The 26,125-nt window shown below is 44.4% G+C and carries 21 protein-coding genes and 1 other annotated feature; of the genes, 2 read left to right on the plus strand and 19 right to left on the minus strand.

The genetic code is table 11. The annotated features are described in order from the left end of the window. Window positions 1-29: 29 nt before the first annotated feature. The 6 genes from radC to valS form a co-directional block, all read right to left on the minus strand. A complete protein-coding gene (gene radC / locus MOB98_RS00810) occupies window positions 30-725 on the minus strand; it encodes a RadC family protein (protein ID WP_071577134.1) in 696 nt (231 codons plus the stop codon). 36 nt (window positions 726-761) lie between these two features. Continuing rightward, entirely contained in the window at window positions 762-1,331 is a 570-nt protein-coding gene (locus MOB98_RS00815) for a Maf family nucleotide pyrophosphatase (RefSeq protein ID WP_268359762.1), read from the minus strand. A gap of 152 nt (window positions 1,332-1,483) precedes the next feature. Further along, window positions 1,484-2,482 (minus strand): SPOR domain-containing protein, encoded by a 999-nt coding sequence (locus MOB98_RS00820; protein WP_268359764.1) that lies wholly within the window; start codon window positions 2,480-2,482, stop codon window positions 1,484-1,486. Between the two features lie 133 nt (window positions 2,483-2,615). Continuing rightward, complete coding sequence (locus MOB98_RS00825; protein ID WP_268359766.1) at window positions 2,616-3,362, minus strand: prepilin peptidase; 747 nt, start codon at window positions 3,360-3,362, stop codon at window positions 2,616-2,618. 142 nt (window positions 3,363-3,504) lie between these two features. Then, the gene (locus MOB98_RS00830) at window positions 3,505-4,797 is read right to left on the minus strand and encodes a bifunctional folylpolyglutamate synthase/dihydrofolate synthase (protein WP_268359768.1); all 1,293 of its coding nucleotides are present in this window, start codon (window positions 4,795-4,797) and stop codon (window positions 3,505-3,507) included. A gap of 59 nt (window positions 4,798-4,856) precedes the next feature. Next, window positions 4,857-7,499, minus strand: a complete 2,643-nt coding sequence (gene valS / locus MOB98_RS00835) for a valine--tRNA ligase (protein WP_268359769.1) — start codon at window positions 7,497-7,499, stop codon at window positions 4,857-4,859. A gap of 59 nt (window positions 7,500-7,558) precedes the next feature. Beyond that, window positions 7,559-7,781, minus strand: a binding site (T-box leader). A gap of 165 nt (window positions 7,782-7,946) precedes the next feature. Here valS and MOB98_RS00840 point away from each other — a divergent pair. Then, window positions 7,947-8,138, plus strand: a complete 192-nt coding sequence (locus tag MOB98_RS00840; protein WP_010330262.1) for a hypothetical protein — start codon at window positions 7,947-7,949, stop codon at window positions 8,136-8,138. 18 nt (window positions 8,139-8,156) lie between these two features. Here the strand turns inward: MOB98_RS00840 and cotN are convergent, their stop codons facing one another. The 8 genes from cotN to hemA form a co-directional block, all read right to left on the minus strand. Further along, on the minus strand, window positions 8,157-9,182 hold the full coding sequence (cotN, locus tag MOB98_RS00845) for a spore coat protein CotN (protein WP_268359771.1): 1,026 nt from the start codon (window positions 9,180-9,182) through the stop codon (window positions 8,157-8,159). Window positions 9,183-9,214: 32 nt separating this feature from the next. Then, window positions 9,215-11,215 (minus strand): LysM peptidoglycan-binding domain-containing protein, encoded by a 2,001-nt coding sequence (locus MOB98_RS00850; protein WP_268359772.1) that lies wholly within the window; start codon window positions 11,213-11,215, stop codon window positions 9,215-9,217. Window positions 11,216-11,348: 133 nt separating this feature from the next. Beyond that, window positions 11,349-12,641: a glutamate-1-semialdehyde 2,1-aminomutase gene (gene hemL, locus MOB98_RS00855; RefSeq protein WP_268359773.1), complete on the minus strand. Its 1,293-nt coding sequence runs from the start codon at window positions 12,639-12,641 to the stop codon at window positions 11,349-11,351. A gap of 29 nt (window positions 12,642-12,670) precedes the next feature. Then, entirely contained in the window at window positions 12,671-13,645 is a 975-nt protein-coding gene (gene hemB, locus MOB98_RS00860; RefSeq protein WP_268367075.1) for a porphobilinogen synthase, read from the minus strand. After that, complete coding sequence (hemD, locus tag MOB98_RS00865) at window positions 13,642-14,430, minus strand: uroporphyrinogen-III synthase (RefSeq protein WP_268362573.1); 789 nt, start codon at window positions 14,428-14,430, stop codon at window positions 13,642-13,644. The genes hemB and hemD overlap by 4 nt, the downstream gene beginning before the upstream one ends. Next, window positions 14,420-15,364 (minus strand): hydroxymethylbilane synthase, encoded by a 945-nt coding sequence (hemC, locus tag MOB98_RS00870; protein ID WP_268362574.1) that lies wholly within the window; start codon window positions 15,362-15,364, stop codon window positions 14,420-14,422. Before hemC ends, hemD begins: the two co-directional genes overlap by 11 nt. A 33-nt stretch (window positions 15,365-15,397) precedes the next feature. Then, a complete protein-coding gene (locus MOB98_RS00875; RefSeq protein WP_268362577.1) occupies window positions 15,398-16,228 on the minus strand; it encodes a cytochrome c biogenesis protein in 831 nt (276 codons plus the stop codon). Between the two features lie 7 nt (window positions 16,229-16,235). Continuing rightward, window positions 16,236-17,603: a glutamyl-tRNA reductase gene (gene hemA, locus MOB98_RS00880; RefSeq protein WP_268362578.1), complete on the minus strand. Its 1,368-nt coding sequence runs from the start codon at window positions 17,601-17,603 to the stop codon at window positions 16,236-16,238. A gap of 227 nt (window positions 17,604-17,830) precedes the next feature. Between hemA and MOB98_RS00885 the strand changes: the two genes are divergently transcribed. Continuing rightward, window positions 17,831-18,328 carry a hypothetical protein gene (locus MOB98_RS00885; RefSeq protein WP_268362580.1) on the plus strand — a complete coding sequence of 166 codons (498 nt, stop codon included), beginning with the start codon at window positions 17,831-17,833 and terminating at the stop codon, window positions 18,326-18,328. 23 nt (window positions 18,329-18,351) lie between these two features. On the opposite strand, the gene yihA is transcribed toward MOB98_RS00885, so the two are convergent. The 5 genes from yihA to tig all read right to left on the minus strand — a co-directional run bounded on the left by yihA (window position 18,352) and on the right by tig (window position 26,057). After that, window positions 18,352-18,939: a ribosome biogenesis GTP-binding protein YihA/YsxC gene (yihA, locus tag MOB98_RS00890; protein ID WP_014114673.1), complete on the minus strand. Its 588-nt coding sequence runs from the start codon at window positions 18,937-18,939 to the stop codon at window positions 18,352-18,354. After that, complete coding sequence (lon, locus tag MOB98_RS00895) at window positions 18,936-21,260, minus strand: endopeptidase La (protein ID WP_268362582.1); 2,325 nt, start codon at window positions 21,258-21,260, stop codon at window positions 18,936-18,938. The genes yihA and lon overlap by 4 nt, the downstream gene beginning before the upstream one ends. A gap of 179 nt (window positions 21,261-21,439) precedes the next feature. Beyond that, the gene (lonB, locus tag MOB98_RS00900) at window positions 21,440-23,095 is read right to left on the minus strand and encodes an ATP-dependent protease LonB (protein WP_268362583.1); all 1,656 of its coding nucleotides are present in this window, start codon (window positions 23,093-23,095) and stop codon (window positions 21,440-21,442) included. 153 nt (window positions 23,096-23,248) lie between these two features. After that, a complete protein-coding gene (clpX, locus tag MOB98_RS00905) occupies window positions 23,249-24,511 on the minus strand; it encodes an ATP-dependent protease ATP-binding subunit ClpX (RefSeq protein WP_268362585.1) in 1,263 nt (420 codons plus the stop codon). Window positions 24,512-24,782: 271 nt separating this feature from the next. Then, window positions 24,783-26,057, minus strand: a complete 1,275-nt coding sequence (gene tig, locus MOB98_RS00910) for a trigger factor (protein WP_268367074.1) — start codon at window positions 26,055-26,057, stop codon at window positions 24,783-24,785. Window positions 26,058-26,125 lie beyond the last annotated feature (68 nt).

A 26,125-nucleotide genomic window follows, 5' to 3' on the forward strand; every position in this document is an offset into this window, starting at 1 on the left:
TATAGCTTAATTCGACGAAAAAAAAAGTGTTACAAATATCCTTTTTCCTTTAAACTCACAAATTTTTTGTCGCCTATCACCAAATGGTCAAGCAGCTCGATGCCAATCAGATTTCCGCATTCAAACAGCCGTCTTGTCACTTCAATATCTTCCCTGCTCGGCGTCGGATCTCCAGAAGGATGATTATGAACACAGATAAAGGAAGCGGCAGATCGTTTAAACGCTTCTTTAAACACCTCTCGCGGGTGGACAATAGATGAATTCAGGCTTCCGATAAATACGGTGCGTTTATGGATGACTTGGTTTTTTGTATTTAAGTATAAACAGACAAAATGCTCCTGGGTTAAAAAACGCATATCCTCCATGACAAGATTAGCGCCGTCTTCCGGGGAGCGAATAACGAAATGTTCTTCGTTGGCTAATTTATGAATCCGGCTTCCAAGCTCAACTGCCGCCAGTATTTGAATCGCTTTTACCATGCCGATTCCCGGGATGCTTGACAGCTCTTCAACCGATGCTTCCTTGAGCAGACGCAGCCCGTCAAATGAGCGCAGCAGCCGGTTTGACAGGTCCAAAACAGATTCGTGTTTAGTCCCTGTCCGCAATAATATAGCCAAAAGCTCATGATTCGCCAAGTTCTCGGCTCCGACTTTCAAAAGCCGCTCTCTTGGCTTTTCTTTCGTTGGGAAATCTCTGAGTTTTAATGGCAGATCGTGTATGACCAAGCACTCCTTTTCTTTCCCTTCCCGTTTATAGAACCGTCATGCCTTTATATCAAAATGGCGAAGAGCTCTCATCGTTTTTGATATAGGAAGACCCATGACTGAATAATAATCTCCGTCTATTTTCTTTACAAAAAGCGCGCCTCTTCCTTGGATGCCGTATGCACCTGCTTTATCCATCGGCTCTTTTGTTTCAATATACGTCCAAATCTCTTCTTCACTGAGGGACCAAAACGTAACTTCTGTTCTATCATAAAAAGTCTCGCTGTGATTTTCAGCTTGAATGCTGACCGCGGTTATTACTGAGTGACTTCGGCCTGAAAGCCTCCGCAGCATGGTAGCAGCTTCTTCTGGATCCTGCGGTTTGCCAAGACATTCGCCGTCCAGGCATACCATTGTATCAGCGCCGATGACGATTGCATGCGGATGCAGATCAGCTACAGCCTTAGCTTTTTGTTTTGCCAACCATTGGACGTTTTCTTCAGGTGAAAAGTTTCGATTTAATTTTTCCTCTACTTCACTGACAATAATGGAGTAGGGCAGCTGGAGAAGATCGAGGAGTTCTTTCCTGCGCGGAGATTGTGATGCAAGTATTAGCGGCTTTTTCATGTCCGTCATCCTTTCAGGGTTTGCTTAAGAAAAAAAGATACTCGTTTATCCTACCAAATCACGAAGCTTGTCACAATTTCAGAAAAATAACTTTTTCATGACAAAATAAAAAAAAGCCTGTCACTAAAGGACAAAGGCTCAGGCACTTTCTCTTATTTAACGACGGCTAACAGCTCCTGCTGAGCCTTCCACCCGGCTTCAGCGCTTGGGTCCTCTAATTCCTTTAAAGCCTGTAAAATCGCTTTTTTCTCCCCTGTTTCAGACGCTTCTGTTTTACCGAGTGACTTTTCTATTTTCTCTACACTCGCTCTTGTAATATCTTCTCCGAGAATCGCCTTTGCTGCAAGCTCCGCTGTTTCCTTGAAGGAATCTGTCATATCTGACTCTATTGATAAGGAAAGCTCCTTGCCACCCCATGCTTCAAAATCGCTGTCGATTAAAAGCTGCCCTAACTGCTGTGACACGTCCTTATCACTGGCTAAGCCTGCGATGACATACGTATACCCGTCATCCTTTGACAGTGACACGGCGGAATAACCTTTTTCTGTCAGTTGTTCTGTTAACGTTTCAGCACCCTTTTCATTTGAAAATTTTCCGGCCTGCACAGCATACGTTTTATATGTACCTTCAGTATGTGCCGCCTGTTTTTCTGCGCCTGAGCTTTGTTTATCAGCAGATGTATCTCCGGCTTTTGCTGTTGGGCTGCCCAGTGAATCATCTAAAGATGCCGGGGCAGACGCTTCTTTATTGCCAGAGATATTCAACGCGAATAACCCTAATCCAGTGCCGATGACTGCCGCAAAGGCAATTGTTGCCGCCACCCTTTTTACCGGTTTGGCCGATCCGGACTTTCCTTTTGAATACACATTTGTTTTATTCTTTTGATAGGGCGGAACGACTTTTGGATCCTCTTTAAACACCTTGTCCTCCTCGGAATCCCAATTAAATTCATCTTCGTCAGGATGCTCATGGGATGCCGCAATCTCCTGTTCAGCCTTTCTCTTTTCCTCCCAATTCGAAAATGTCATGCTCTTATCCGTCTCAGTCTCAGGCGTCTCCTTTTCGTATACCGTCTCTTCTTTTCCATTAATCGTCACCTTGAGGGCTTTTTCTGCGGCTTTACTGTTTTTTTTATTCTTCCTTTTTTTCAATTCCGCTTCCTCCCTTCATTTGTTTGACCGTTCTTGTCGGCTTTTCATGCTACACACTTTAGCACAGGCGAAAAAAAAAAGAACAAGACTTTTGTCGTCTTGTCCAAAAAACGTTCGTCAAATTTTTCAGCAGTCAGCCCAATGCCAGTTTGATATAAAAAGAAACGATAGAGTCACCGTATAGATAGGCCAAAATGCTCCCTGCCGCAATTGCAGGGGCAAAGGGAAGCGGCTGACTTTTGGCTAGCCTTCCGGTCAGGACAGCTGCAGCTCCATATAATGCACCTATCAAAACAGAAAAGAAGAAGGCAGCTGCCAGCATTTTCACACCGAGCATAAAACCAATTACCGCAAATAATTTAATATCTCCTCCCCCTATTCCGCCATGGGTAATTGCAGCCATTAAGGCCAGAAAAAGAAATCCGGCGGCTGCACCTAACAGGCCTGTATACCAGGAATCAAGCGGAGAAATCAGTCTTGCAGCGGCCAAAATGGGGAGAAAAAAGATCAATATTCGATTTGGAATCAGCATAAAATGAATATCTGTCACTGTAACTATAATGAGAAGAGAAATAAACACGACGGCGGGAAATAGTTCTGAAGACGTGCCAAAGCGTATTCCGGCAGCTGTAAATAGACACGCTGTCACAAACTCTGCCGCAGGATACATAAAAGAAATTCTGTGCCCGCAGCTTTTACATTTGCCTTTTTGGAGAAGGAATGACAGGATGGGGATTAATTCTGCCGGGGTTAATGTCTGCCGGCAAAACGAACATGCCGAACGGGGTGTGACAACGGATATCTGTAAGGGGATACGGCACCCGGCCGTATAATAAAATGAGCCAAGAATAAGCCCGAGGATAAAGAGAGCGGGAAGCATACACAACACACCTTTACTCACTGTAGATTCTGGTTTGGATTGTAGCAGAGTGAGAGGCCTGAACTCTAATCGAAACTATTTCATTTTACATATAAAAACCCCGGCAGAATCTCATTTTTCATACTGCCGGGGCTGGACGCGTTTATTGTAATCTTTTGCGGATATCAGAAATAAAGTAAAGTGATCCGGTAATAAGGACAATGTCATTTGAGCCTTTTTTGCTTTCTATGAATTCGATCACATCATCAGGACCTTCACTCCAGCTTTTATTGCTGATTTCACTTGCCTCATAGAGATCTTTTGCAAGAGCAGCACGCGGAAAATCAAAAGAAGCAAAATGAATCGCATGCGATATGGTTTCCAATTTCTTAATCATATCGTGATACGGTTTGTCCTTTAATGCACTAAACACCACAGAAATGCGGGTATCAGGAAAACGCTGCTTCATCGTTTCCACCAGCTTTTCAACGCCTTCCTCGTTATGCGCACCATCTAAGTATACCAGCGGATGTTCCTGAACAAGCTCTAACCGTCCCGGCCAAGCAGCCTTTACCAGCCCGCTTCTTAACGCTTCATCACTGATACGGGCAATATTCTCCCTATTGAGCCATTCAGCAGCCAAAATGGATAAAGCCGCATTTTGTCTTTGATGTGTGCCAATCAGAGATGTCCGAATATCTTCATAGCACTTCTCGCCCGTTTTGAATGAAAACTGTTCTCCGGCAGGCAGAGCCTCTTCATTGAAAATCACACATGTATCATGCAATGACTGGAACGGCGCAGCATGTCGTTCAGCTTCATGACGAATGACCTGTAAGGCTTCCGGCTGGGTAACAGCTGTAATGATAGGAATACCTTCTTTTATAATTCCGGCCTTTTGCCCGGCAATTTCTTCAATGGTATTACCCAAAATGTTCATATGGTCGTGTCCGATGCTTGTAATAACTGTTAAGAGCGGTTCAACTACATTTGTAGAGTCAAATCTTCCACCCAGACCAGTTTCAAAAATAACAAAATCGACCTTATGAAACTCGGCAAAATATAAAAATGCACAAGCCGTCATTATCTCAAATTCTGTCGGCTGGCCGCAGTCCGTTTGATCAAGCGCTTCAACGTGCGGTTTAACCTGATTGACGAGTGTTGTCCATTCTTCATCTGAAATCGGTGTCCCGTTTACGCTGATCCGTTCATTAAACGTAATGATATAAGGTGACGTAAACGTGCCAACCGTATATCCGGCTTCTTGCAGCATAGTACGAATAAAAGCAACAGTTGATCCTTTACCGTTTGTTCCTGCTACGTGGAACGCGCGGATTTTCTTTTCAGGATGGCCTAACCGCGCCATCAGCTGCTCCATTCGGCCGAGACCGGGCTTCACTCCGAATTTCAGCCGGCCGTGGATCCAGCTGCGCGCTTCTTCATATGCAGTAAACAATGATAATCCCCTCTTTTATAAGGCAAGGCGGTTTCCCTAGAAACCGCCCCGGCTTTTCATTAACCCTTTAGCTCAGCCATTCGTTTTTGAACAGCGTCACGCTTTGCCACATAATCTTTTTCTTTTTCACGTTCTTCATCAATTACGTGCGCAGGCGCTTTTTTCATAAATCCTTCATTTCCAAGTTTCTTTTGAACACGCTCGACTTCTTTCGTCAGCTTATCGAATTCTTTTTGCAGACGGGCAATTTCTTCATCAATATTGATTAAGCCTTCTAGCGGAAGAATAACCTCTGCTCCTGAGACAACGGCTGTCATCGCTTTATCAACAGCCTCGATATCGGTGCCGATTTTAAGCACGCTCGGATTCGTAAAGCGTTCAACATATGAACGGTTCGCTTCGAGGCGGGCTGCTATTTCATCTGTGCTTGTTTTAATATACAGTTCAACCTGCTTGCTCATTGGCGTATTGACTTCACTGCGGATATTACGCACGGAACGGATCAGCTCAACAAGAAGCTTCATGTCAGCTGCCGCTTCAGTATCAGTATGCTCCGGCACCACAACAGGCCATTGGCTTACTGTAATCGATTCCCCTTGGTGAGGAAGGTGTTGCCAAATTTCTTCCGTTAAGAACGGCATAAACGGGTGGAGCAGGCGCATCGTTTGATCCAGTACGTAAGCAAGGATAGAACGGGTTGTTTTCTTAGCCGCTTCGTCTTCCCCGTAAAGCGGAAGCTTCGCCATTTCAATATACCAGTCACAGAAATCATCCCAAATAAAGTTATATAAATGGCGTCCGACTTCACCAAATTCATATCGGTCAGCGAGCTGGGTCACATGCTCGATCGTTTCATTTAATCGCGTTAAAATCCACTTGTCAGCTACTGATTTTTCGCCTGACAGATCAAGCTCATCGTATGTCATGCCATCCATGTTCATTAATGCAAAACGGGAGGCATTCCAAATTTTATTGGCAAAATTCCAAGTCGATTCCACTTTTTCATAGCTGAAGCGCAAATCCTGTCCGGGAGAGCTTCCAGTCGCAAGGAAATAACGAAGAGAATCAGCTCCGTACTTGTCAATGACGTCCATCGGATCGACACCGTTTCCAAGAGATTTACTCATTTTCCGGCCCTGCTCGTCACGAATTAAGCCATGGATTAAAACATCTTTGAACGGGCGCTCATCTGTAAATTCAATGCCTTGGAAAATCATGCGTGACACCCAGAAGAAAATGATGTCGTACCCTGTAACAAGAACGTCAGTCGGATAGTAGCGTTTAAAGTCTTCAGCTGTTACATCAGGCCAGCCCATAGTGGAGAACGGCCAGAGCGCAGAACTGAACCATGTATCCAGCACGTCTGTATCCTGCTCCCAATTTTCGCTGTCCTCAGGCGCTTCAAGCCCGACATATAACTCGCCTGTTTCTTTATGATACCAGGCTGGAATGCGGTGGCCCCACCATAATTGACGGGAAATACACCAGTCGCGGATGTTTTCCATCCAATGTAAATACGTTTTTTCAAAACGGTCAGGCACAAAGTTGACTTTTTCCTCTTTCTTTTGCAACTCAATCGCTGCATCAGCAAGCGGCTGCATGCGCACAAACCATTGTGTAGAAAGGTAAGGCTCAACAACAGCCCCGCTTCGCTCACTATGGCCGACGGAGTGCATATGATCCTCGATTTTGAAGAGAACTCCCGCCTCCTGTAAATCTTTCACTAGCTTTTTGCGGCATTCAAAACGATCCATGCCTTGATATTGCAGGGCATTTTCATTCATCGTTCCGTCTTCATTCATGACAAGAATGCGCTCTAAATTGTGGCGGTTGCCAAGCTCGAAGTCGTTCGGATCATGAGCAGGCGTAATTTTCACTGCACCTGAGCCAAATTCCATATCAACGTAGTCATCACCGACAATCGGAATTTCACGATTTGTAATCGGCAGGATTACCGTTTTTCCGATCAGGTGCTTATAGCGCTCATCTTCAGGGTGAACGGCAACGGCTGTATCACCGAGCATTGTTTCAGGACGTGTCGTCGCTATTTCAATTGAGCCTGATCCGTCAGCGAGCGGATAGCTCATATGATAAAACGCGCCCTGAACATCCTTATAAATAACCTCAATGTCGGATAGAGCTGTTTTTGTCGCAGGGTCCCAGTTAATAATATATTCGCCTCTGTAGATCAGGCCTTTTTCATAAAGCTTTACGAAAACTTCGCGAACCGCTTTGCTTAAGCCTTCATCCAGCGTAAAGCGTTCACGGGAATAATCAAGGCCAAGCCCTAATTTCGCCCACTGGCTGCGAATGAAGTCAGCATATTCTTCCTTCCACTTCCACGTTTCTTCGAGGAATTTCTCGCGTCCCAGATCGTAGCGGGATTTGCCTTCCTCACGAAGTTTCGCTTCCACTTTCGCCTGTGTCGCAATTCCAGCGTGGTCCATACCAGGAAGCCACAGCACGTCATAACCCTGCATGCGTTTCATTCTTGTTACGATATCTTGCAGCGTCGTGTCCCACGCGTGGCCAAGGTGAAGTCTTCCTGTTACGTTTGGCGGCGGAATGACAACAGAATATGGCTCTTTTGTCTGGTCGCTGCCCGCTTCAAAAAATTTGCCTTTTAGCCAAAAATCATATCGGTCTTTTTCAACCGCTGCCGGATCGTATTTCGTCGGCATTGTTTGTTCATTCGTTTCCATGATAACCCTCCAGCATGTTTAAAAATGGCTGAGAACGAAAAAAGAGCTCTTCATCCCTGTAAAAGGACGAAAAGCTCTTTCGCGGTACCACCTTTTTTCATGAACTCTATCAGTTCATGCACTTACAACGGATAACGGGTGTTTCCCGAATTTCTCTACTCTTCTTTCAAGAAATTATGCTCCCGGGCGACCTTCCAATCAGACAACATAAGAAGCCTTTCAGCAAACGGCTTCTCTCTCTGCATGCGTCTTTTTTGTACTCTTCCCGTTCTAAGCAGGTGTATTTATCAGCTCATTATATACATTATTTATGTTCTTTATTATAGTAAAAGTGTTTTTGATTCGTCAATCATCTTTTCCAAAAACACCGCTTTCTATACAGATGGGCAGGCACCTATTGCCCAAGTTTACATATGATGCTTGTAAATGCGTAGAGGAGGATGCACCTTGAAGAAACGATTCAGCTCTTATTCCCTGCCGCCGTGGGTCAGGCAAATTCGGCTTGTATCCGCGCAAGTGATTATCCCCATTACAATTTTTCAAGGGATCAGAACCATTTTCTTTCCGACAACCTTTGATGTTTTGCTGCTCGCAATCCTGATCTTGTTAGCTTGCGCCCTTCATTTAGACTGGATATAAACAAACAAGTCCGCGCCATTAAGACGTGGACTCGTTTTCAGCCTGAAATTTTTTCTCTTGTTCAATCTGATGAATTTTCATTACAAACGGCTCAATATTTTTCATTTGCCAGTAAGCCTTTAATAATTGCGTACATTCATCTTTTTCATGCTGTCTCTTCCCGGTTTGATAACGGTTCAACACCTTGTACATGGCTGCAGGATATGCCATATAGCTGAGAAAAAGACTGACTTCCGCTTCACGCAATGGAAATGATTTCGTGTATGCATAAAACCATTCGACACACTCAGGACAAGCTTTCGGAAAGCCTTTGAACATTTTTGTATAAAAGCCGAGCAAGTCGTTTTGCGGCGGCCCGACAGACGCTCTTTCGAAATTCGTGAAATACCCGGTTCCTGCATCATTATACAGAAAATGGTGGATAGACAGGCTGCCGTGGTTCATCACAACCCTTGAAACGCTTTGTTCTTTAGCTGACTCATACCAGTCCTCCAACCGCTCCAGCGCAAAGTTTACAGCGGATATGGTTTCTGAAAAATAGGTTACGGCCTGGAGTTCAAAAGGGGATAGATACCATTCCTTCTCTGCACTGTCTACAAACTGTTCGTAAAAAATTTTATCATCTTCCCACTTTTTTTTCGTTTGTCCGTAATAACGTTCAATGTCATCTCGTCTGACCTTTATTTCCTGAGCGGTTCTCTCGTGAAGACGGGCTGTTTCTCTAAATAAATATGCATGTTTCTGATCCCGTTCTTCCTCCTGGTCAAATTGGAGCCAAGGCATTAAATAATAGGAATCCCCTGATCGTATGCCACCTGAGAAAAATTCACCGTTATTTGTTCTGTAAACGGGAACAAATGAACGGAAACCTTTTTCCTCAATCGCCACCATATGATCGGTAAACTGTTTGCTGCGGGCCGATTTCAATTTTTTCAGGGCAAATACGCCGTAGTCTGTATACACTTTCCACACAAGAGGACTGACAGGCTCAATAAATTGAGCAGTCAGCCCGTATTCCTGAAGAACCGATTGGGTATCTTCCATTCCATTCACCACATTTTCCGATCGCTTACGGCTTACGCATGGCTGTTGTTATATTGAGGAATATAAAGGATCTGTCCTGCTTTCAATTCATCGTCCAACGCTAAGGAATTCATTCTGATCAGCTGCTGGGAGGTAATATCGTACCGTTCGCATAAACGTTCGATCGTGTCTTCCTGCTGAACAATGCATATTTTCATTCTCGAAAACTCATCCTCTTCCCTCGTAAAGAGTTTTGTTAAATAAAGAGAATTATCACTTTCCTTTGTTTGAGGTTCCTTCGTTTCAGCAGCAGGAGCAGCCATAGGAGCAGCATCAGCTTCCTTCCTTTCAGGCTCAGAGGTTTCCGGCAGCTGGAAGGATTGAAAAGGAGTTTCTTCCTCAGGCTCTTCAGCCGGAGGTATTTTTCTCACTTCAATTTCAAAGCTTTCCTCCTCTTGTTCTTCCTTTTCCAGCAGCTTAGGCGCTGAATAAAAAGAATCCTCCTCTTCTTGTTCGGGCAGGAATGTACGGTATGCCGGTTCAAGCTCTGCTTCTTGAGGTGCCTCCTCCGAGCTTGCTTTTTGAGTGAATTGAAAGTGCAAAGCGGCTTCATCTCGCTTTACATATGCAGCTGTTGCTGGTTCCCTCTCTCTTTCTTCTTTGGAAAGGACAGCCTCAGACACAGTCTTCGATGCTTCATCAGCTTCTTGACGAAGCACGGGCTCTGTTTCTTCCGTTCGATCCGCTTCTTTCGTTTCCTGACGAAGCACAGGCTCTCTTTCTTCTGTTCGATCTGCTTCTTCCACTTCTTGGCGAAGTGCGGGCTCGGCTTCTTCCATTCGATCTGCTTCTTCCGCTTCTTGGCAAAGTGCGGGCTCGGCTTCTTCTATTCGATCTGCTTCTTCCGCTTCTTGGCGAAGTGCGGGCTCGGCTTCTTCTGTTCGATTCACTTCTTCCGCTTCTTGACGAAGTACAGGCTCGGCTTCTTCCGTTCGATCTCCCTCTCCTGCTTCTTGGCGAAGTGCGAACTCCGCTTGTTTGGATTGATCAACTTCTTCATTTTGAGCCTCTTGGCGCATCGCATATTCAAGTATAGGAGACACTGCTTTTTCCTCCGAGATCGCAGTCTCTCCTTCCAAAACAGGAGATTCTTCTGCGCCAGAATCTTCACGAATCTCTGCTGAAGAGTTCGCTTTTTCACGAGCGTCCGCTATTGAAGCTGCTGCTAGCTCTGGCGTTTCTTTTTCTGCATTAACGATCTCTTGACTCTTCACTTCTGAAGTTTCAAGCTCTGGGTCAACTTCTTCTGTTTCCGCTTCTTCACGAAATTCTTCTTCCGGCGCGATAAATTCTTCCGGCTCGGCTTTCACTTTCACATCTTCTCGTGCCTCTGCTTCCGAAGCAACTGATTCCGGCGCCTCAGATTCTGCTTTTTCTGTTTCAAGCTCTTCACGGAGACCCGCTTTCGAGACAAAAAGCTCCGGCGTTTCAGCTGGCGTATCATCTTGGAAAACCGCTTCCTCTGCCGGAGGTGCATCCGGTTCTAATCCACTTCGTCTTGGCGGCTCAGAAAGTTCTTCCTCTCTGAATGCCGCAGGAGCTTCATATAATGGAATTTCCGGCTCTTTATCTGCCGCATCATCCAGAAGCCCTTCAATCGCTAAATCAGCCTGAATCGTTAATATGCGAGAATCAGTTAATTGATAGTCGAAGGCATCAATAAAGACGAAGACATCCTGTAAATGGCTCACTTTATTTTTCGGAATGGTAATATCCACAGGAAAACAGTGAGTCAGTTCCGCGCTCCCATCCTCTCTCTTTCTGACTTCTTCAACAAACCGCTTATCCGTATAAAACTCCTCAGTATGTTTGTTTTGATCTATGTTGTACTCACCTGTAAGTTCAAGCGATCCTCTGATTGATACATAATCATTTACTTCCTGAACCCTGATATCAGGATCTAATGAAATAGATAGAAGTTCAGAAACTTCCTGTCCTTTTTGGAAACAGATCGATTCTTCTACAGAAAATTGCAATCGATGATTTTGCGGCAAGTTCATATCCTCCTTTCATCTAATCCTTAAAATTAGATGTCACTAAAGGTGTATGTATGAACTAGGAAAAATATGAGTGGGGGAGCACACAAAAAAACCGGTACAAGGTTGTTCTTGTACCGGTTTTATACTCTTATCCGCGGCTGATCTCAGCGAATACTTTCTCAGCTGCCTGGATTGTGTTTTCAATATCTTCATCAGTATGGGCCGTTGAAAGGAAAAGGCCTTCGAATTGTGATGGCGGAAGGAATACACCTTCATTTGCCATGCCTTTATAGTAGTTAGCAAACAGCTTCAAATCAGAGGCTTTGGCTGTTTCATAATTGATGACAGGTTCGTTTGTAAAGAAGAAGCCGATCATTGAACCTGCGCGGTTAAAGGTATGCGGAATGCCGTGAGCCTCGGCGGCTTTTGAAATGCCTTCTTCCAGCCTGTCGCCTTTTTTGATGAAATTCTTGTAGGATTCAGGTGTCAGCTGCTTCAATGTTTCTAAGCCAGCCGTCATCGCAAGCGGGTTGCCTGACAATGTGCCGGCCTGATAAATCGGACCGCTCGGAGCGATCTGCTCCATGATTTCAGCCTTGCCGCCATAAGCACCGACAGGAAGCCCGCCCCCGATCACTTTTCCTAAACAAGTCAGATCAGGCGTTACGCCGAAGTATCCTTGAGCACAATTATAATCGACGCGGAAGCCTGTCATTACTTCATCAAAAATCAGCAGGGAACCGTATTGCTCAGTGATATCACGCAGCCCTTGCAGGAAGCCTTCTTGCGGCGGAACAACGCCCATATTTCCGGCAACCGGCTCTACAATAACACCCGCAATGTCTTCACCGTATTGCTGGAAAGCAAGCTTGACACTTTCTAAATCGTTGTATGGAACGGTGATGGTGTTTTTTGCAATTCCTTCAGGCACACCGGGACTGTCAGGCAGACCAAGAGTCGCCACACCAGAACCCGCTTTAATCAAGAGGGAATCGCCATGTCCGTGGTAGCAGCCCTCAAATTTTAAAATCTTGTTGCGGCCCGTATAGCCTCTTGCCAAACGGAGGGCACTCATTGTGGCCTCTGTTCCGGAGCTGACCATTCGTACAATTTCTACAGATGGCACACGATCAATGACGAGTTTTGCCAGTTCATTTTCTGCTTCAGTCGGAGCACCGAAGCTTGTCCCGTATTCAGCCACTTTTTTGAGGCTTTCTACGACGCGGTCATTTGTATGCCCTAAAATTAAAGGTCCCCATGACAAGACGTAGTCAATATATTCATTTCCGTCAATATCAAAGATTTTTGAGCCTTTTCCGCGCTCCATAAAAATCGGGTCCATATCAACCGATTTAAAGGCGCGAACGGGACTGTTCACACCGCCCGGCATGAGTTTTTGCGCTTCATTAAAAGCTGCTTTTGATTTTTCATAGCTTCTCATCTGCCTCAACTCCTGTCAACTGAATAAAATTACTCCGCAAGCCATTTCGCTGCGTCTTTCGCATGATACGTAATAATCAGGTCTGCACCTGCGCGCTTCATGCTTGTCAAAATTTCTAACACGATTTCTTTTTCTTTGATCCAGCCGTTCTGCGCTGCAGCCTTGACCATTGAATACTCTCCGCTTACATTATAAGCGACGAGCGGCAAAGTAAACTCATTTTTTACGTCACGCATGATATCCATATATGAAAGCGAAGGTTTGACAATCAAAAAGTCCGCGCCTTCCTCGACATCTGATTGTGCTTCGCGGAGTGCTTCCATACGGTTAGCAGGGTCCATCTGATATGTTTTTCGGTCCCCGAATTGCGGCGTGCTGTTTGCTGCATCACGGAACGGACCGTAAAACTCACTTGAATATTTCACAGCGTAAGACATGATCGGAATATTGACGAATCCTTCTTTATCAAGCGCTTCTCTGATCACTGTAACAAATCCGTCCATCATGTTTGACGGCGCAATGATATCCGCACCTGCTTTCGCCTGGCTGACTGCTGTCTGCGCCAAAAGCTCCAGCGATTCATCATTGAGGATGACCCCGTCTTTGACAAGTCCGCAATGGCCGTGGTCTGTGTATTCGCATAAGCATGTATCAGCGACAACAATCATTTCAGGGAAGTGTTTTTTAATCTCTGTGATGGCTTTTTGGACAATCCCGTGATCGTGGTACGCTTGCGTTCCGCAATCATCTTTTTCTTCAGGGATGCCGAACACGATGACAGATTGAATGCCCAGTTTGACCAGCTCCGCCACTTCCTCCTTCAATAGATCTAATGATACATGGTAAACATCAGGCATTGATGGAACAGCTTTTTTGCCTTCCAGCCCTTCAACGACAAAAATCGGATAAATAAAATCTGATGGATGTAAACGTGTTTCCTTTACCATCTCTCTCATTGCTTTTGATGACCGCAGGCGGCGGTGTCTGTTAAATGATTGACTCATATTCTCTCTTCCTCTCTTGACATGCTGCACATTAACTCAAGCATGCCATCTATTGTAAATGTATCAGGCGTATGCGAGGTGATGCCATACGTCAGCAGGGCGTCCCTTGTTAAAGGTCCAATGCTGATACAGGACGTCCCGTTCGCCTTCCATTTTTTCAATTCTTCCCCCACGACATGCATAAACGTATGTACGGTTGATGAACTCGTAAATGTTACATAGTCAAATGAATATTGACCCGCAGCCTCTTTCAGTGCCTCGATGCCTTCTTCATCAGGAATCGTTTCGTAAACAACCCATTCCTTCACTTCAAAACCGAGCGGGACAAGCTCTTGTTTTATCACATCACGTGACAAATTGCCTTTCACCACTGTAATCCGTTCCGCCGGTTCAGCATGCTGCTTAAGAGCCTCCGCCAATTGTTCAGCAATATAGTCCTTAGGCATGACATCAACCGATACGTTATACGTTTCCAAACGGCGGGCCGTTTTTTCACCGACAGCCGCAATTTTTTTATGCGCAGGAAGAATGAGCTGATTTTCCTTTAGATAAGAAAAAAAGAAGTCCGCTCCATTCACACTTGTGAAAACAAGCCAGCCGGGTGCAGCAAGATCCGCTTTCACCTGTTTCGCAACATCATTCGGCAAAGCCGGGCGAAACGTAATCAAAGAGGTCAAAACCGTTTTTCCGCCAAGCTCCTCCACTTTTTGCCGAAACGACTTTGCCTGCGCCTTATTCCGGGTGACCAGCACAGTTTTTCCTTTCAGCGGAACATCATTTTCCATCCTCATCAAGCTCCCGTTTCACACGATCGATTAATTCTTTAGCTCCTTTGTCAGCCATAAGAGCGGCACAGCGCTTTCCGACTTCCTCCGGATCGCTTCCTGTTACGGTTTCTTTAAAAATGATCTTGCCGTCAGGAGAAGCGACAAGCCCTGTCAGTTCAATTTCATCCTGCCCGTTTAACACTGCGTAGCCTGCGATCGGAACCTGGCAGCCGCCCTCCATCGCGTTTAAATAAGCACGTTCCGCTAACACGGTTCGTTTTGTATATTCATCCGTAAACTGAGAAAACAACGCCAGTAGCTCATCATCCGATTCTCGGCACTCAATCGCCAATGCTCCCTGACCCACAGCAGGCAAACAGCGCTCAGGTTCAAGGAATTCAGTTACGACGTCTTGCTTCCACCCCATTCTGGAAAGTCCGGCAGCAGCTAAAATAATTGCGTCATAATCCTCAGTTTCCAGCTTTTGAAGTCTCGTATCTATATTACCTCTAATCCATTTAATTGTAATGTCAGGACGCTCGATCAAAAGTTGTGCGCTTCTTCTTAAACTGCTTGTGCCGATGACAGCGCCTTCCTTCATTTCTGAAAGCTTAACGCGATTCTTTGAAATAAGGGCATCACGAGGATCTTCCCGTTCAGGTATACAGCCGATCATAAGGCCTTCAGGCAAAACAGCAGGCATGTCCTTCATGCTGTGTACCGCCATATCAATCTCTTCGTTTAAAAGCGCTTGTTCAATCTCTTTGACAAACAGCCCTTTCCCGCCCACCTTTGAAAGCGTAACATCGACGATCCGGTCGCCCTTTGTCACGATTTCTTTAATTTCAAAGGCAAACGAAGGATTGATTTCCTTCAGTTTTTGAATGACCCATTTTGTTTGAGTCATAGCGAGTTTGCTCCGTCTGGAACCTACTTTAATCGTTCTCATCATTTTCTTTCCTCCCGAATCTGCTTGGGACGTCATTTAACTGAACCAATGGAATTGCGACAGGCTTCCAAGCAGGAAATAATTGATCATCAGCACGAGAAAACAAGCCGTATTCCACAGTGCCGCGACCTTTCCTTGCAGCTCTTTAATCAGCCTGATATAAAGATAATAGCTGTACAGCAGCAGAACGACAAACGAACCAAGCACTTTGGCGTCGAACCAATACAGCGTTTCTAGTGAGACATACGCCCAAATGACGCCGAGAATCAAACTCAGCAGCAGCATCGGGACCCCGATGACATTCAGAACATATGCCATATAATCAAGCTTAGACAAATCTTCTATTCTCAACATCCATTTTCCCCATTTTTTCTTTTTCAGCAAATGATATTGAAACAGATATAGCACAGAAAAAACGAAAGAAAGGGAAAACGCGCCGTATGAAAGAATCGCCATTGTAATATGAATCACCAAAAGCTCAGATACAAGCTGCCCTGAAAAAGCGGCTGACTGCTGCTCTGTCGGTGAAAATGTATGAATGGCGATCATAGAAAACCCTATTACATTTGTAAAAAACACAATAAAGTCAACTCGTAGAAGCTTTGTCAGTACAAGTGACAGCGTGACAAGCACCCAGGCATAAAAATAAAGCGCCTCCGTCACATTTAATACCGGAAACCGCCCCGTCACCCACATAAAGTAGGCCAAGTATACGGTTTGCAGAGTCCAGACAATAGAAAGCAACCAGAAGGCCATTTTTCCAGCCTTCCGGTTGTGTTGAAGAAAATCTATAAAATAAAAGAGTACACTTAATGCGTAAATGACGATTGTCCCCTCATTAAGTCTTGCCATTGCAGTATCAATCATTCAGCTTTCACTCACTTACAAGTGGGGCAAAGCCCGCTTTTGATTCAGCCTTCTTAAAAGAATGGACCTTTTGGCTGCTTTCAACAGTTTTCATCATTTGACGGCCCGCAGCTTCTTCAATATCAAAAATCTGCATAAACAAGGCCAGTTTCTCTTCAGAATCAGCATCTGCCGCAAGCTCTTTCACCTTTAATATCGGATCGCGCAGCATTTGGTTAATGATACTTTTGGTGTGTTTGTTCAACAGTTTTTTCTCTCTAGTGCTTAAGTGAGGCAGCTTCCGCTCGATGCTGTCCATTGTTTCTGACTGGATGGCAAGCGCCTTTTCCCGCAATGCGGAAATAACCGGCACAACGCCAAGTGTATTCAGCCATTGTTTAAACTCCACAATGGTTTCTTCAATTAACAGTTCAACTTTTTCAGCCGTTTCTCTCCGCTCTTTCATGTTCGCCTCTACAATGCCTTCCAGATCATCGATATCATACAGAAAGACACCTTCAAGATCATTCAGCGCGGGATCAAGGTCTCTTGGAACCGCAATGTCCACCATAAACAGCGGACGTCCCTTGCGAAGCTTATTCGCGTTTTCCATCATTTCTTTGGACACAACAAAATCACTTGCGCCAGTTGAACTAATTAAAATATCGGCCTCCGCAAGCGCGCTTTCCAGCTGATTCAAGCTTCTTGCTTCACCGGAGAAACGGTCTGCAAGCTCCTTCGCTTTCAAGTATGTTCGGTTAATGACAGTGACCTTGCCGATTCCCTGTCCGTGCAGGTTTTCCGCAGCAAGCTCGCCCATTTTTCCCGCACCGAGAATCAAGATGTGCTTGCTTGAAAGGTTCCCGAAGATTTTCTTGGCAAGTTCAACTGCTGCATAGCTTACTGACACTGCATTTGAGCCAATGTCGGTTTCAGCGTGAGTCCGTTTGCCTACTGTAACAGCCTGCTTAAACAGCTCATTAAAAATAGTCCCGATCGTTTTTTCTTGCTGAGCTGTTTTGAAGCTGTCGCGCACCTGGCCAAGAATCTGGGTTTCACCAATCACCATAGAATCAAGTCCGCAGGCTACACGGAATAAATGCTCAACAGCCGCATCACTCTCGTAAAATGTTAAGAACGGTGACAGCTCTTCTTTGCTTAATTGAAACCAATCAGCTAAAAACTTTTTTATATAATAACGGCCGGTATGGAGCTGGTCGACTACCGCATAAATTTCAGTGCGGTTGCAGGTGGAAACGATGATGTTTTCAAGAATGCTTTTCTTTTCCTTCAGCTGCACCATCGCTTCTGCCAGCTCATTCGGCTGAAAGCTTACTTTTTCACGTATTTCAATAGGGGCGGATTTATAATCTACTCCCACAACAAGTATATGCATCGCTTTTTACACCCCCAACACCCAATCTTTATTTATAATTATTCTAACATAGAACTCATTATTTGTAATAATTATAACATAGTTTCTTTCACAAAATGTGAACAGATTTTAAAATTCTTATGCTATATTAGAAAAAGCTTCATGGAAAAGAAGCATTCCTATTGACAATACCAAAAACAACAGAAATTTACTACACATCAGCTCTAAAGAACAAGAAGGTGATATGCATGAAACAAAAATCAATTTTATTCCCTTGTCTGCTCCTTGCCGCATCTGTATATGCATGGCTTGAAAGCGGCCAAGCCGAACTGTTTTCTGGACAGGGGCAATGGCCTGTTCTCCTCATGCTGTTAGGCGCTGCCTTTGTATATCAAGGAAAAAAGGAAGCCGTCACACCCCATTTCTTTATCGGTTTGCTTCTTTTCGGGATTGGTTTACACTTTTTCGCAAAACCAAAATGGGCATGGTGGCCGGATGATTTTGAAATGCTCCTCTTTATGATCGGCTTCTCACTTTTCGTTTCAACCGTTCAGAAAAAAGAATATGTATATGAGGCTGTGTCGATGATTTGTTTTTCCCTGTTTCTGTACTTTTTCAAACAAATTATGGCGTGGCTTGAGTCTGCACATATTCCGACAGCGCTTCTGAAAGAGTATTGGCCGTTTGTCTTTATTGGAATCAGTTTATTGTTATTATTGATAAAACGAAAAAAATCTATACGATAAATAAAACCGGCAGAGAGTCTTCTCTACCGGTTTATCATTTTTTTGATCGCTCCCCAAGCTTCGTCTTTCCCCTTTTTCGTTTCTGAGGAGAAGAGAATCAGCTCGTCTTCCGGATCAATATTTAATGTCTGTCGGACAACCTTCGCGTGTTTGTCCCATTTTCCTTTCGGGATCTTATCAGCCTTTGTAGCGATAATGATAACAGGAATGCCGTAATACTTTAAGAATTCGTACATCTGCACATCATCATTAGATGGCGCATGCCGCAAATCAACAATCTGCACCACTGCTTTCAATTCCTCGCGTGTCGTGATGTAGGTTTCGATCATTCTGCCCCAAGCTTCCCGCTCAGACTTTGACACTTTGGCAAAACCGTAACCCGGTACATCCACAAAATGAAGCTCATCATTGATAATGTAGAAATTCAGCGTTTGTGTTTTTCCCGGTTTTGATGATGTTCTCGCTAGATTTTTGCGATTGATTAGTGAATTGATAAAAGACGATTTTCCTACGTTCGATCTTCCGGCCAGTGCAATTTCCGGAAGCCCGCCCTCTGGGTACTGTTCCGGCTTTACGGCACTGATCACGATTTCTGACTTTGTGACTTTCATTTCTTCTCTCCTACTAAGGCATGTTCCAAAACTTCATCTAAGTGGGACGCCAATATAAATGTCAGCCCCTCTCTGACGCTTTCCGGAATATCCTCTATATCTTTTTCATTCTCTTTAGGCGCAATAATGGTTGTTAATCCCGCTCTATGCGCGCCAAGCGCTTTTTCCTTCAATCCTCCGATCGGCAGCACGCGCCCGCGAAGCGTGATTTCTCCAGTCATTCCGACTTCACGAGAAACCGCCCGTCCCGTTAAAGCAGAAACAAGCGCTGTCGCCATCGTGATACCGGCTGACGGACCATCTTTAGGCACCGCACCCTCAGGCACATGTATATGAATATCATACTTCTCATGAAAGTCAGGTTCAATGCCAAGTTCTTTTGTTTTCGAACGCACATAGCTGAAGGCAGCCTGAGCTGACTCTCTCATTACATCTCCGAGCTTTCCTGTCAGGATCAATTTTCCTTTCCCCGGAGAAAGTGATACTTCAATCGACAGCGTATCTCCGCCGACCGTTGTATAGGCTAGCCCTGTCACTACACCTACCTGATCTTCTGTTTCAGCTTGTCCGTATCTGAAAATTCGTTTTCCGATAAAGTCCTGAAGGTTCTTCTCAGTGACCGTAATCCGTTTTCGCTCTTCAGCTACAATGGCTTTTGCCGCCTTCCGGCAAATCGCGGCAAGCTGGCGCTCAAGGCTTCTCACTCCCGCTTCTCGCGTATAGTAGCGGATGATATCAAGAATCGCCTGGTCACGCAGCTGCAGGTTGCTTTTCTTCAGCCCGTGTTCCTTAATCTGTTTTGGAAGCAAGTGATCTTTTACGATTTCGAGTTTTTCCACTTCTGTGTAGCCCGCAATATTAATAATTTCCATTCTGTCTCTGAGCGGGCCCGGGATCGTTGCCAAATTGTTCGCAGTAGCGATAAACAGCACTTTTGATAAATCAAAGGTTTCTTCAATATAGTGATCACTGAAAGTGCTGTTTTGCTCTGGATCAAGCACTTCAAGCATAGCCGATGACGGGTCGCCTCTGAAATCAGATGACATTTTGTCAATTTCGTCTAATAAGAAGACCGGATTCAGCTTGCCGGCTTTTTTCATGCCTTGAATAATGCGTCCAGGCATTGCTCCGACATAGGTCCGTCTGTGTCCGCGGATTTCTGATTCGTCACGCACTCCGCCGAGTGAGATTCTGACGAATTTCCGACCCAAGCTTTTTGCAATTGATTTGGCTAAAGACGTTTTCCCGACCCCTGGAGGTCCTGCCAAGCAGAGAATAGGCCCTTTCAGGGATTTTGTCAGCTTCTGGACAGCTAAATATTCTAAAATGCGTTCTTTTACTTTTTCAAGTCCGTGATGCTCTTCGTCCAAGAGACGTCCTGCTTCCTTCAAATCAAGCTTATCATCTGTCTCATCCGTCCACGGGAGAGCAATCAACCAGTCAATATAGTTGCGGATTACAGAGCTTTCTGCGGAACTCGACGGAATTTTTTCGTATCTGTTCAATTCCTTGAGCGCGGTTTCCTTCACATGATCCGGCATGCCTGCTTCTTCGATTTTTTCCGTCAGCGTCTGAACTTCGCCTGTTTTTCCTTCTTTATCGCCAAGCTCTTTTTGGATCGCCTTCATTTGTTCACGCAAATAATATTCCTTTTGCGTCCGCTCCATTGAACGTTTGACGCGCTGGCCGATTTTTTTCTCGATCTCCAGCACTTCTTTTTCATTATTAATAAAATCAATAACCTTGTTCAGCCTCTCTTTGACATCAGCCGTTTCTAAAATATCCTGCTTATCCTTTAGTTTTAGGGGCAGATGAGAAGCAACAATGTCTGCCATTCTCCCCGGCTCTTCGATATCAGTAACTGCGGCGTACGTTTCGGCCGAGATTTTTTTAGAAATTTTTATGTACTGATCAAAGTGGTCTAACAACGTCCGCATCAATGCTTCGTCTTCTGTATCTTTTGAATCATCTTCATGAATGAGTTGGATGTCGACCGACGTGAAATCCTCATGCTCATTGTATTTAACGATTTGGGCGCGCTTGAGGCCCTCAACCAACACACGAATCGTACCGTTAGGAAGCTTCAGCATTTGCTTGATTTTCGTATAGGTGCCCACAGTAAAAATCTCGTCTTCACCAGGTTCGTCTATCGAAATATCCTGCTGAGTGGCTAAAAATATCATATGATCATGCATCATTGCCTGTTCAAGAGCCTGAACCGACTTGTCACGTCCTACATCTAAATGCAAAACCATCGTCGGGTACACTAATAAACCTCTTAAAGGGAGGAGCGGGATGCTGCGTTTTAATTCTTCTGCCATGTGACTGACACCTCCGTGACTTTAGTATGAACCATTATAATACAACTTTTTCATCCTTGTACAATAAACGGCATGGTTCCATTTTCTATAAAACAGTCTCCTCGTAGTATACCCTTTCTTTCTGATATGAAAAAGGAAAAGATGTCCTTCATGAAAAAAACCCTATTTTTAAAATAGGGTTAAACGGATTCTTTATTGATTTCAATAAACGGTTTTTGTTCCGTTGGCGGATTCACTAAAATTTCATCAAGCACTTCCTGGAACGTCTTTACTGCAATAATGGTGATTCCGTCAATCTGCTTTAAGATCGACTGCTGATTTTCATATGGGATAATCACTTTTTTTGCACCGGACTGCTTGGCTGCTTTTATTTTCGGAATCACGCCCCCAATGGGTTTGACAAGGCCGTTCAGGCTGATTTCACCTGTCATGGCAATGGTATTGTCAATTGGGATTTTGTGAATTGCCGAGAAAATACCTGCTGCCATTGCGATGCCCGCTGACGGCCCGTCAATCGGAATCCCTCCTGGGAAATTGATGTGAATATCATAATCAGACGGCTTCATTCCCATCGTGCGGAGTACGGTTAACACGTTTTCAACCGAACCCTTCGCCATGCTTTTTCGGCGGATTGATTTTGATTGGCTGCCGATGCTTTCTTCTTCAGCTATTCCTGTGATATTAATAGACCCTTTATCCTGAGCTGGGGTTACACTCACTTCAATTTCCAAAAGCGATCCGCTGTTAGGTCCATATACGGCAAGCCCATTTACGATGCCAACTTGCGGTTCTGCGCCGATTTTCTGCTCGTGCTTCGGAGTAAGCTGGCTGGAATGAATGACCCATTCAATATCCTCAATCGTAATGTCTTTCCGATTCTCCGTTACTGCCATTCCTGCTGCAATTTGAATCATATTAACAGCTTCCCGCCCGTTCCGCGTATAGCTGGTCAGCAGATCCAGACTTTCATCAGAAATGTTTTTTTCAATTTTATCTGCCGCTGTTTTGGCAACGGTTTTCAGCTCATCCTTTTCAAGCTCACGGAAAAATACCTCTAAACAGCGGGAACGGATGGCTGGCGGAATTTCGTTCGGCATTCTTGTCGTCGCGCCAATCAGGCGAAAATCAGCCGGCAGCCCATTTTGAAAAATATCGTGAATATGATTCGGAATTTGTGTGTTTTCTTCACTGTAATACGCACTGTCTAAAAAGACTTTTCTGTCTTCAAGCACCTTCAGCATTTTATTCATTTGAATAGGATGCAGCTCTCCTATTTCATCAATAAACAGCACACCGCCATGGGCATGGGTGACAGCGCCCTGCTTCGGCTGCGGGATCCCCGCCTGCCCCATTGCTCCGGCCCCTTGGTATATAGGGTCATGGACAGAGCCGATGAGCGGGTCGGCAATCCCTCTTTCATCAAAACGTGCAGTTGTTGCATCGAGTTCCACAAAAACGGCCTGCTCCTTAAACGGCGATTGTTTATGTTTTTTTGCTTCTTCTAATACAAGCCGTGCAGCAGCTGTTTTTCCGACGCCCGGAGGTCCATAGACAATGACATGCTGTGGATTCGGCCCGCACAAAGCTGCCTTTAATGCTTTAATGCCGTCTTCCTGTCCGACGATATCTTGAAAGCTTTTGGGGCGGACTTTTTCAGATAATGGTTCGGACAAGCTAATAGCGCGCATTTTCCGAAGCTGCTCCATTTCCTTCTTTGATTCCTTATCTATCGTGACCTTTTGTGTCCTTTGATTTTTAAGCAAATTCCAAAAATACAACCCAATGATGATCCCAAAAAACAGCTGAATAAATAACGCGATCCCTGTCCAACTCATGATGGTCCCTCCTGAAAAACAATTTATGTATCCAATTCATTCCTCTGATTGCTAGTATCTCCCACAGAAGACGGGAATAAACGTTTTTCCGGAAGAGTTTACATGACAAAAAAACCTCCTGAATGTCACCATTCAGGAGGTTCGTGCTTAACATTATGCAGATGTTTTATCTTGGCTTGCCTCAGTGCCGTCTTTTAATAAGAGGCGAGGCGGCTCTCCATGTGTCACCGTTGCGCCGGTAATTACACATTTTTCAATGTCATCACGAGAAGGCAGCTCAAACATCACATCAAGCATGATGCCTTCAATGATAGAACGGAGTCCGCGCGCGCCAGTCTTGCGTTCAATTGCTTTTTTAGCAATTTCAGAAAGCGCTTCTTCTTCAAACTCAAGCTCAACGTTGTCAAGCTCAAGCATTTTTTTGAATTGCTTAACAAGAGCGTTTTTCGGTTTTGTTAAGATCGCAACTAAAGCTTCCTCGTCAAGTTTTTCAAGGCTTGCGATAACCGGAAGACGTCCGATGAATTCAGGAATTAACCCGAAGCGAAGCAAATCTTCAGGAAGCACTTTTGAAAGAAGGTCTTCTTTCTCAAGATCAGCAGCTTTATTGTCCGCACCGAATCCAATCACTTTTTGGCCTAAACGGCGTTTGATGATTTGTTCGATACCATCGAAAGCACCGCCGCAAATGAACAAAATATTTGTTGTGTCGATTTGAATGAATTCTTGATGAGGATGCTTACGTCCTCCTTGAGGCGGCACGCTTGCCACTGTACCCTCAAGAATTTTAAGCAGCGCCTGCTGTACACCTTCACCTGACACATCACGTGTAATAGACGGGTTTTCTGATTTTCTTGCCACTTTATCGATTTCATCAATATAGATAATGCCTTTTTCGGCTTTTTCCACATCATAATCGGCAGCTTGGATGAGCTTCAAGAGAATATTCTCTACATCTTCACCCACGTATCCAGCTTCAGTTAAAGACGTAGCGTCTGCAATCGCAAACGGCACATTTAAAATGCGAGCCAATGTTTGCGCCAGAAGGGTTTTACCGCTTCCTGTAGGGCCGATTAATGAGATATTACTTTTCGAAAGCTCAACATCATCAACTTTGCTGTTGGAGTTAATGCGCTTATAGTGGTTATACACAGCAACAGCAAGTGATTTTTTCGCTTGATCCTGGCCGATGACATATTCATTCAGAATTTCGCGGATTTCCTGAGGCTTTGGTACGTCTTTAAATTCAACTTCTTCTTCAGTTCCGAGTTCTTCCTCCACAATTTCAGTGCAGAGTTCGATACATTCGTCACATATATATACACCAGGTCCTGCTACAAGCTTACGAACCTGATCTTGTGTTTTTCCGCAGAACGAGCATTTTAATTGTCCTTTTTCCTCGTTAAATTTAAACATTCTTTCACCCCTTAATCTTGTCTCACTTTTTCTTTTACCGGCAGAGCAAAAGAAAATGATTCTTGAAACGAACGAGTATGTATTGCATTTTACCATACTTTCCAAAAAGACGGTAACAATGTGTTTCTGACTAGCACATTCTATATGTATGACAAAAAGCAGCCCTGCATTAACTATCTTGCCCCAAGAAAAAGAGATATATCATAATTGTACAAAACAAGGCACGAATGATTCGCGCCCTGTTTTATTATTACTATTATTATGCACCATATTAACGGTTTTCTACAAGAAAATCAATTGCTTTGCGAACTTTTAAATCTTCTTTCATCGCGTCAGTAGAACCGATGGCTTGTTTAATATTTTCAACAGGCATGTTGTATGCTTCAGCCATTTTAGAAAGCTCAGCATCAACTTCCTCATCTGATACTTCAAGGTTTTCCGCTTTCGCAATCGCCTCAAGAGTCAGGTTAGATTTTACGCGTTTTTCAGCATCTTCTTTCATTTGCTCTTTTAACGCAGCTTCATCTTGACCTGAGAATTGAGTGTAAAGCTCAAGGTTCATGCCTTGCATTTGCAGACGCTGTTCGAATTCTTTCAGCATGCGGTCAAGCTCAGTGTCGATCATCGCTTGCGGCACATCGATTTCAGCATTTTCAGAAGCTTTCAGAACAAGCTCTTCACGCAATTTAGCATCAGCTTCGTTTTCTTTTGCTTCTTCTAAACGTTTCTTTGTTTTCTCAGTCAATTCAGCAAGTGTTTCCACTTCTTCATCGATATCTTTTGCGAATTCATCATCAAGTTCAGGAAGCTCTTTCGCTTTGATTTCGTGAATTTTCACTTTGAATACAGCTGGTTTGCCTGCAAGCTCTTCAGCGTGATACTCTTCAGGGAATGTCACTTCAACATCCTTCTCAGCACCCGCTTCAAGGCCGATTAACTGATCTTCGAAACCAGGGATGAATGACCCAGAACCTACTTCTAGAGAGTAGTTTTCAGCTTTTCCGCCTTCGAATGCTTCGCCATCAACGAATCCTTCGAAATCAAGAACAACTGTGTTTCCTTCTTCAACAGCGCCTTCTTCTTTTACAACAAGCTCAGCTTGACGCTCTTGAAGCGCTGTTAGTTCGTTTTGAACATCTTCGTCAGTTACAGCTGTGTCGTCTTTTTCAATGCCTAGGCCTTTGTATTCGCCAAGCTTCACTTCAGGTTTTACTGTTACTTTCGCAGTGAAGATTAAGCTTTCGCCTTTTTCGATTTTTTCAACATCGATTTCAGGACGGTCTACAGGCTCGATTCCAGCTTCTTCAACCGCTTTAGGATATTCTACAGGAAGAAGAATATCCAAAGCATCTTGGTAAAGAGCTTCTACGCCAAAGCGCTGTTCGAATAATCCGCGAGGAATTTTACCTTTACGGAATCCAGGAATTGAAACTTGTTTCACTACTTTTTTAAATGCATCATCAAGTGCTGTTTTAAACGTTTCAGCATCAACTTCAACCGTTAAAACGCCTTCGTTGCCTTCTTGTTTTTCCCATTTTACAGACATGTGTTTCCCTCCAAAAATCTATTCAGGTTGTGTCGGTCTTCCATTCTAAAGCAATCATTCGGCTTCGT

The organism is Bacillus sp. N13C7, assembly GCF_026790065.1.
Lineage (GTDB): Bacteria > Bacillota > Bacilli > Bacillales > Bacillaceae > Bacillus.

What these genes read in the sequence shown, in the direction of transcription:
- MOB98_RS00815 (WP_268359762.1), bottom strand. Translation starts at nt 1,331, where the DNA reads ATGAAAAAGCCGCTAATACTTGCATCACAATCTCCGCGCAGGAAAGAA.
- MOB98_RS00825 (WP_268359766.1), bottom strand. Translation starts at nt 3,362, where the DNA reads ATGCTTCCCGCTCTCTTTATCCTCGGGCTTATTCTTGGCTCATTTTAT.
- valS (WP_268359769.1), bottom strand. Translation starts at nt 7,499, where the DNA reads ATGGAAACGAATGAACAAACAATGCCGACGAAATACGATCCGGCAGCG.
- cotN (WP_268359771.1), bottom strand. Translation starts at nt 9,182, where the DNA reads ATGGAAGATACCCAATCGGTTCTTCAGGAATACGGGCTGACTGCTCAA.
- hemL (WP_268359773.1), bottom strand. Translation starts at nt 12,641, where the DNA reads ATGAGAAGCTATGAAAAATCAAAAGCAGCTTTTAATGAAGCGCAAAAA.
- hemB (WP_268367075.1), bottom strand. Translation starts at nt 13,645, where the DNA reads ATGAGTCAATCATTTAACAGACACCGCCGCCTGCGGTCATCAAAAGCA.
- hemD (WP_268362573.1), bottom strand. Translation starts at nt 14,430, where the DNA reads ATGGAAAATGATGTTCCGCTGAAAGGAAAAACTGTGCTGGTCACCCGG.
- hemC (WP_268362574.1), bottom strand. Translation starts at nt 15,364, where the DNA reads ATGATGAGAACGATTAAAGTAGGTTCCAGACGGAGCAAACTCGCTATG.
- MOB98_RS00875 (WP_268362577.1), bottom strand. Translation starts at nt 16,228, where the DNA reads ATGATTGATACTGCAATGGCAAGACTTAATGAGGGGACAATCGTCATT.
- hemA (WP_268362578.1), bottom strand. Translation starts at nt 17,603, where the DNA reads ATGCATATACTTGTTGTGGGAGTAGATTATAAATCCGCCCCTATTGAA.
- MOB98_RS00885 (WP_268362580.1), top strand. Translation starts at nt 17,831, where the DNA reads ATGAAACAAAAATCAATTTTATTCCCTTGTCTGCTCCTTGCCGCATCT.
- yihA (WP_014114673.1), bottom strand. Translation starts at nt 18,939, where the DNA reads ATGAAAGTCACAAAGTCAGAAATCGTGATCAGTGCCGTAAAGCCGGAA.
- lon (WP_268362582.1), bottom strand. Translation starts at nt 21,260, where the DNA reads ATGGCAGAAGAATTAAAACGCAGCATCCCGCTCCTCCCTTTAAGAGGT.
- lonB (WP_268362583.1), bottom strand. Translation starts at nt 23,095, where the DNA reads ATGAGTTGGACAGGGATCGCGTTATTTATTCAGCTGTTTTTTGGGATC.
- clpX (WP_268362585.1), bottom strand. Translation starts at nt 24,511, where the DNA reads ATGTTTAAATTTAACGAGGAAAAAGGACAATTAAAATGCTCGTTCTGC.
- tig (WP_268367074.1), bottom strand. Translation starts at nt 26,057, where the DNA reads ATGTCTGTAAAATGGGAAAAACAAGAAGGCAACGAAGGCGTTTTAACG.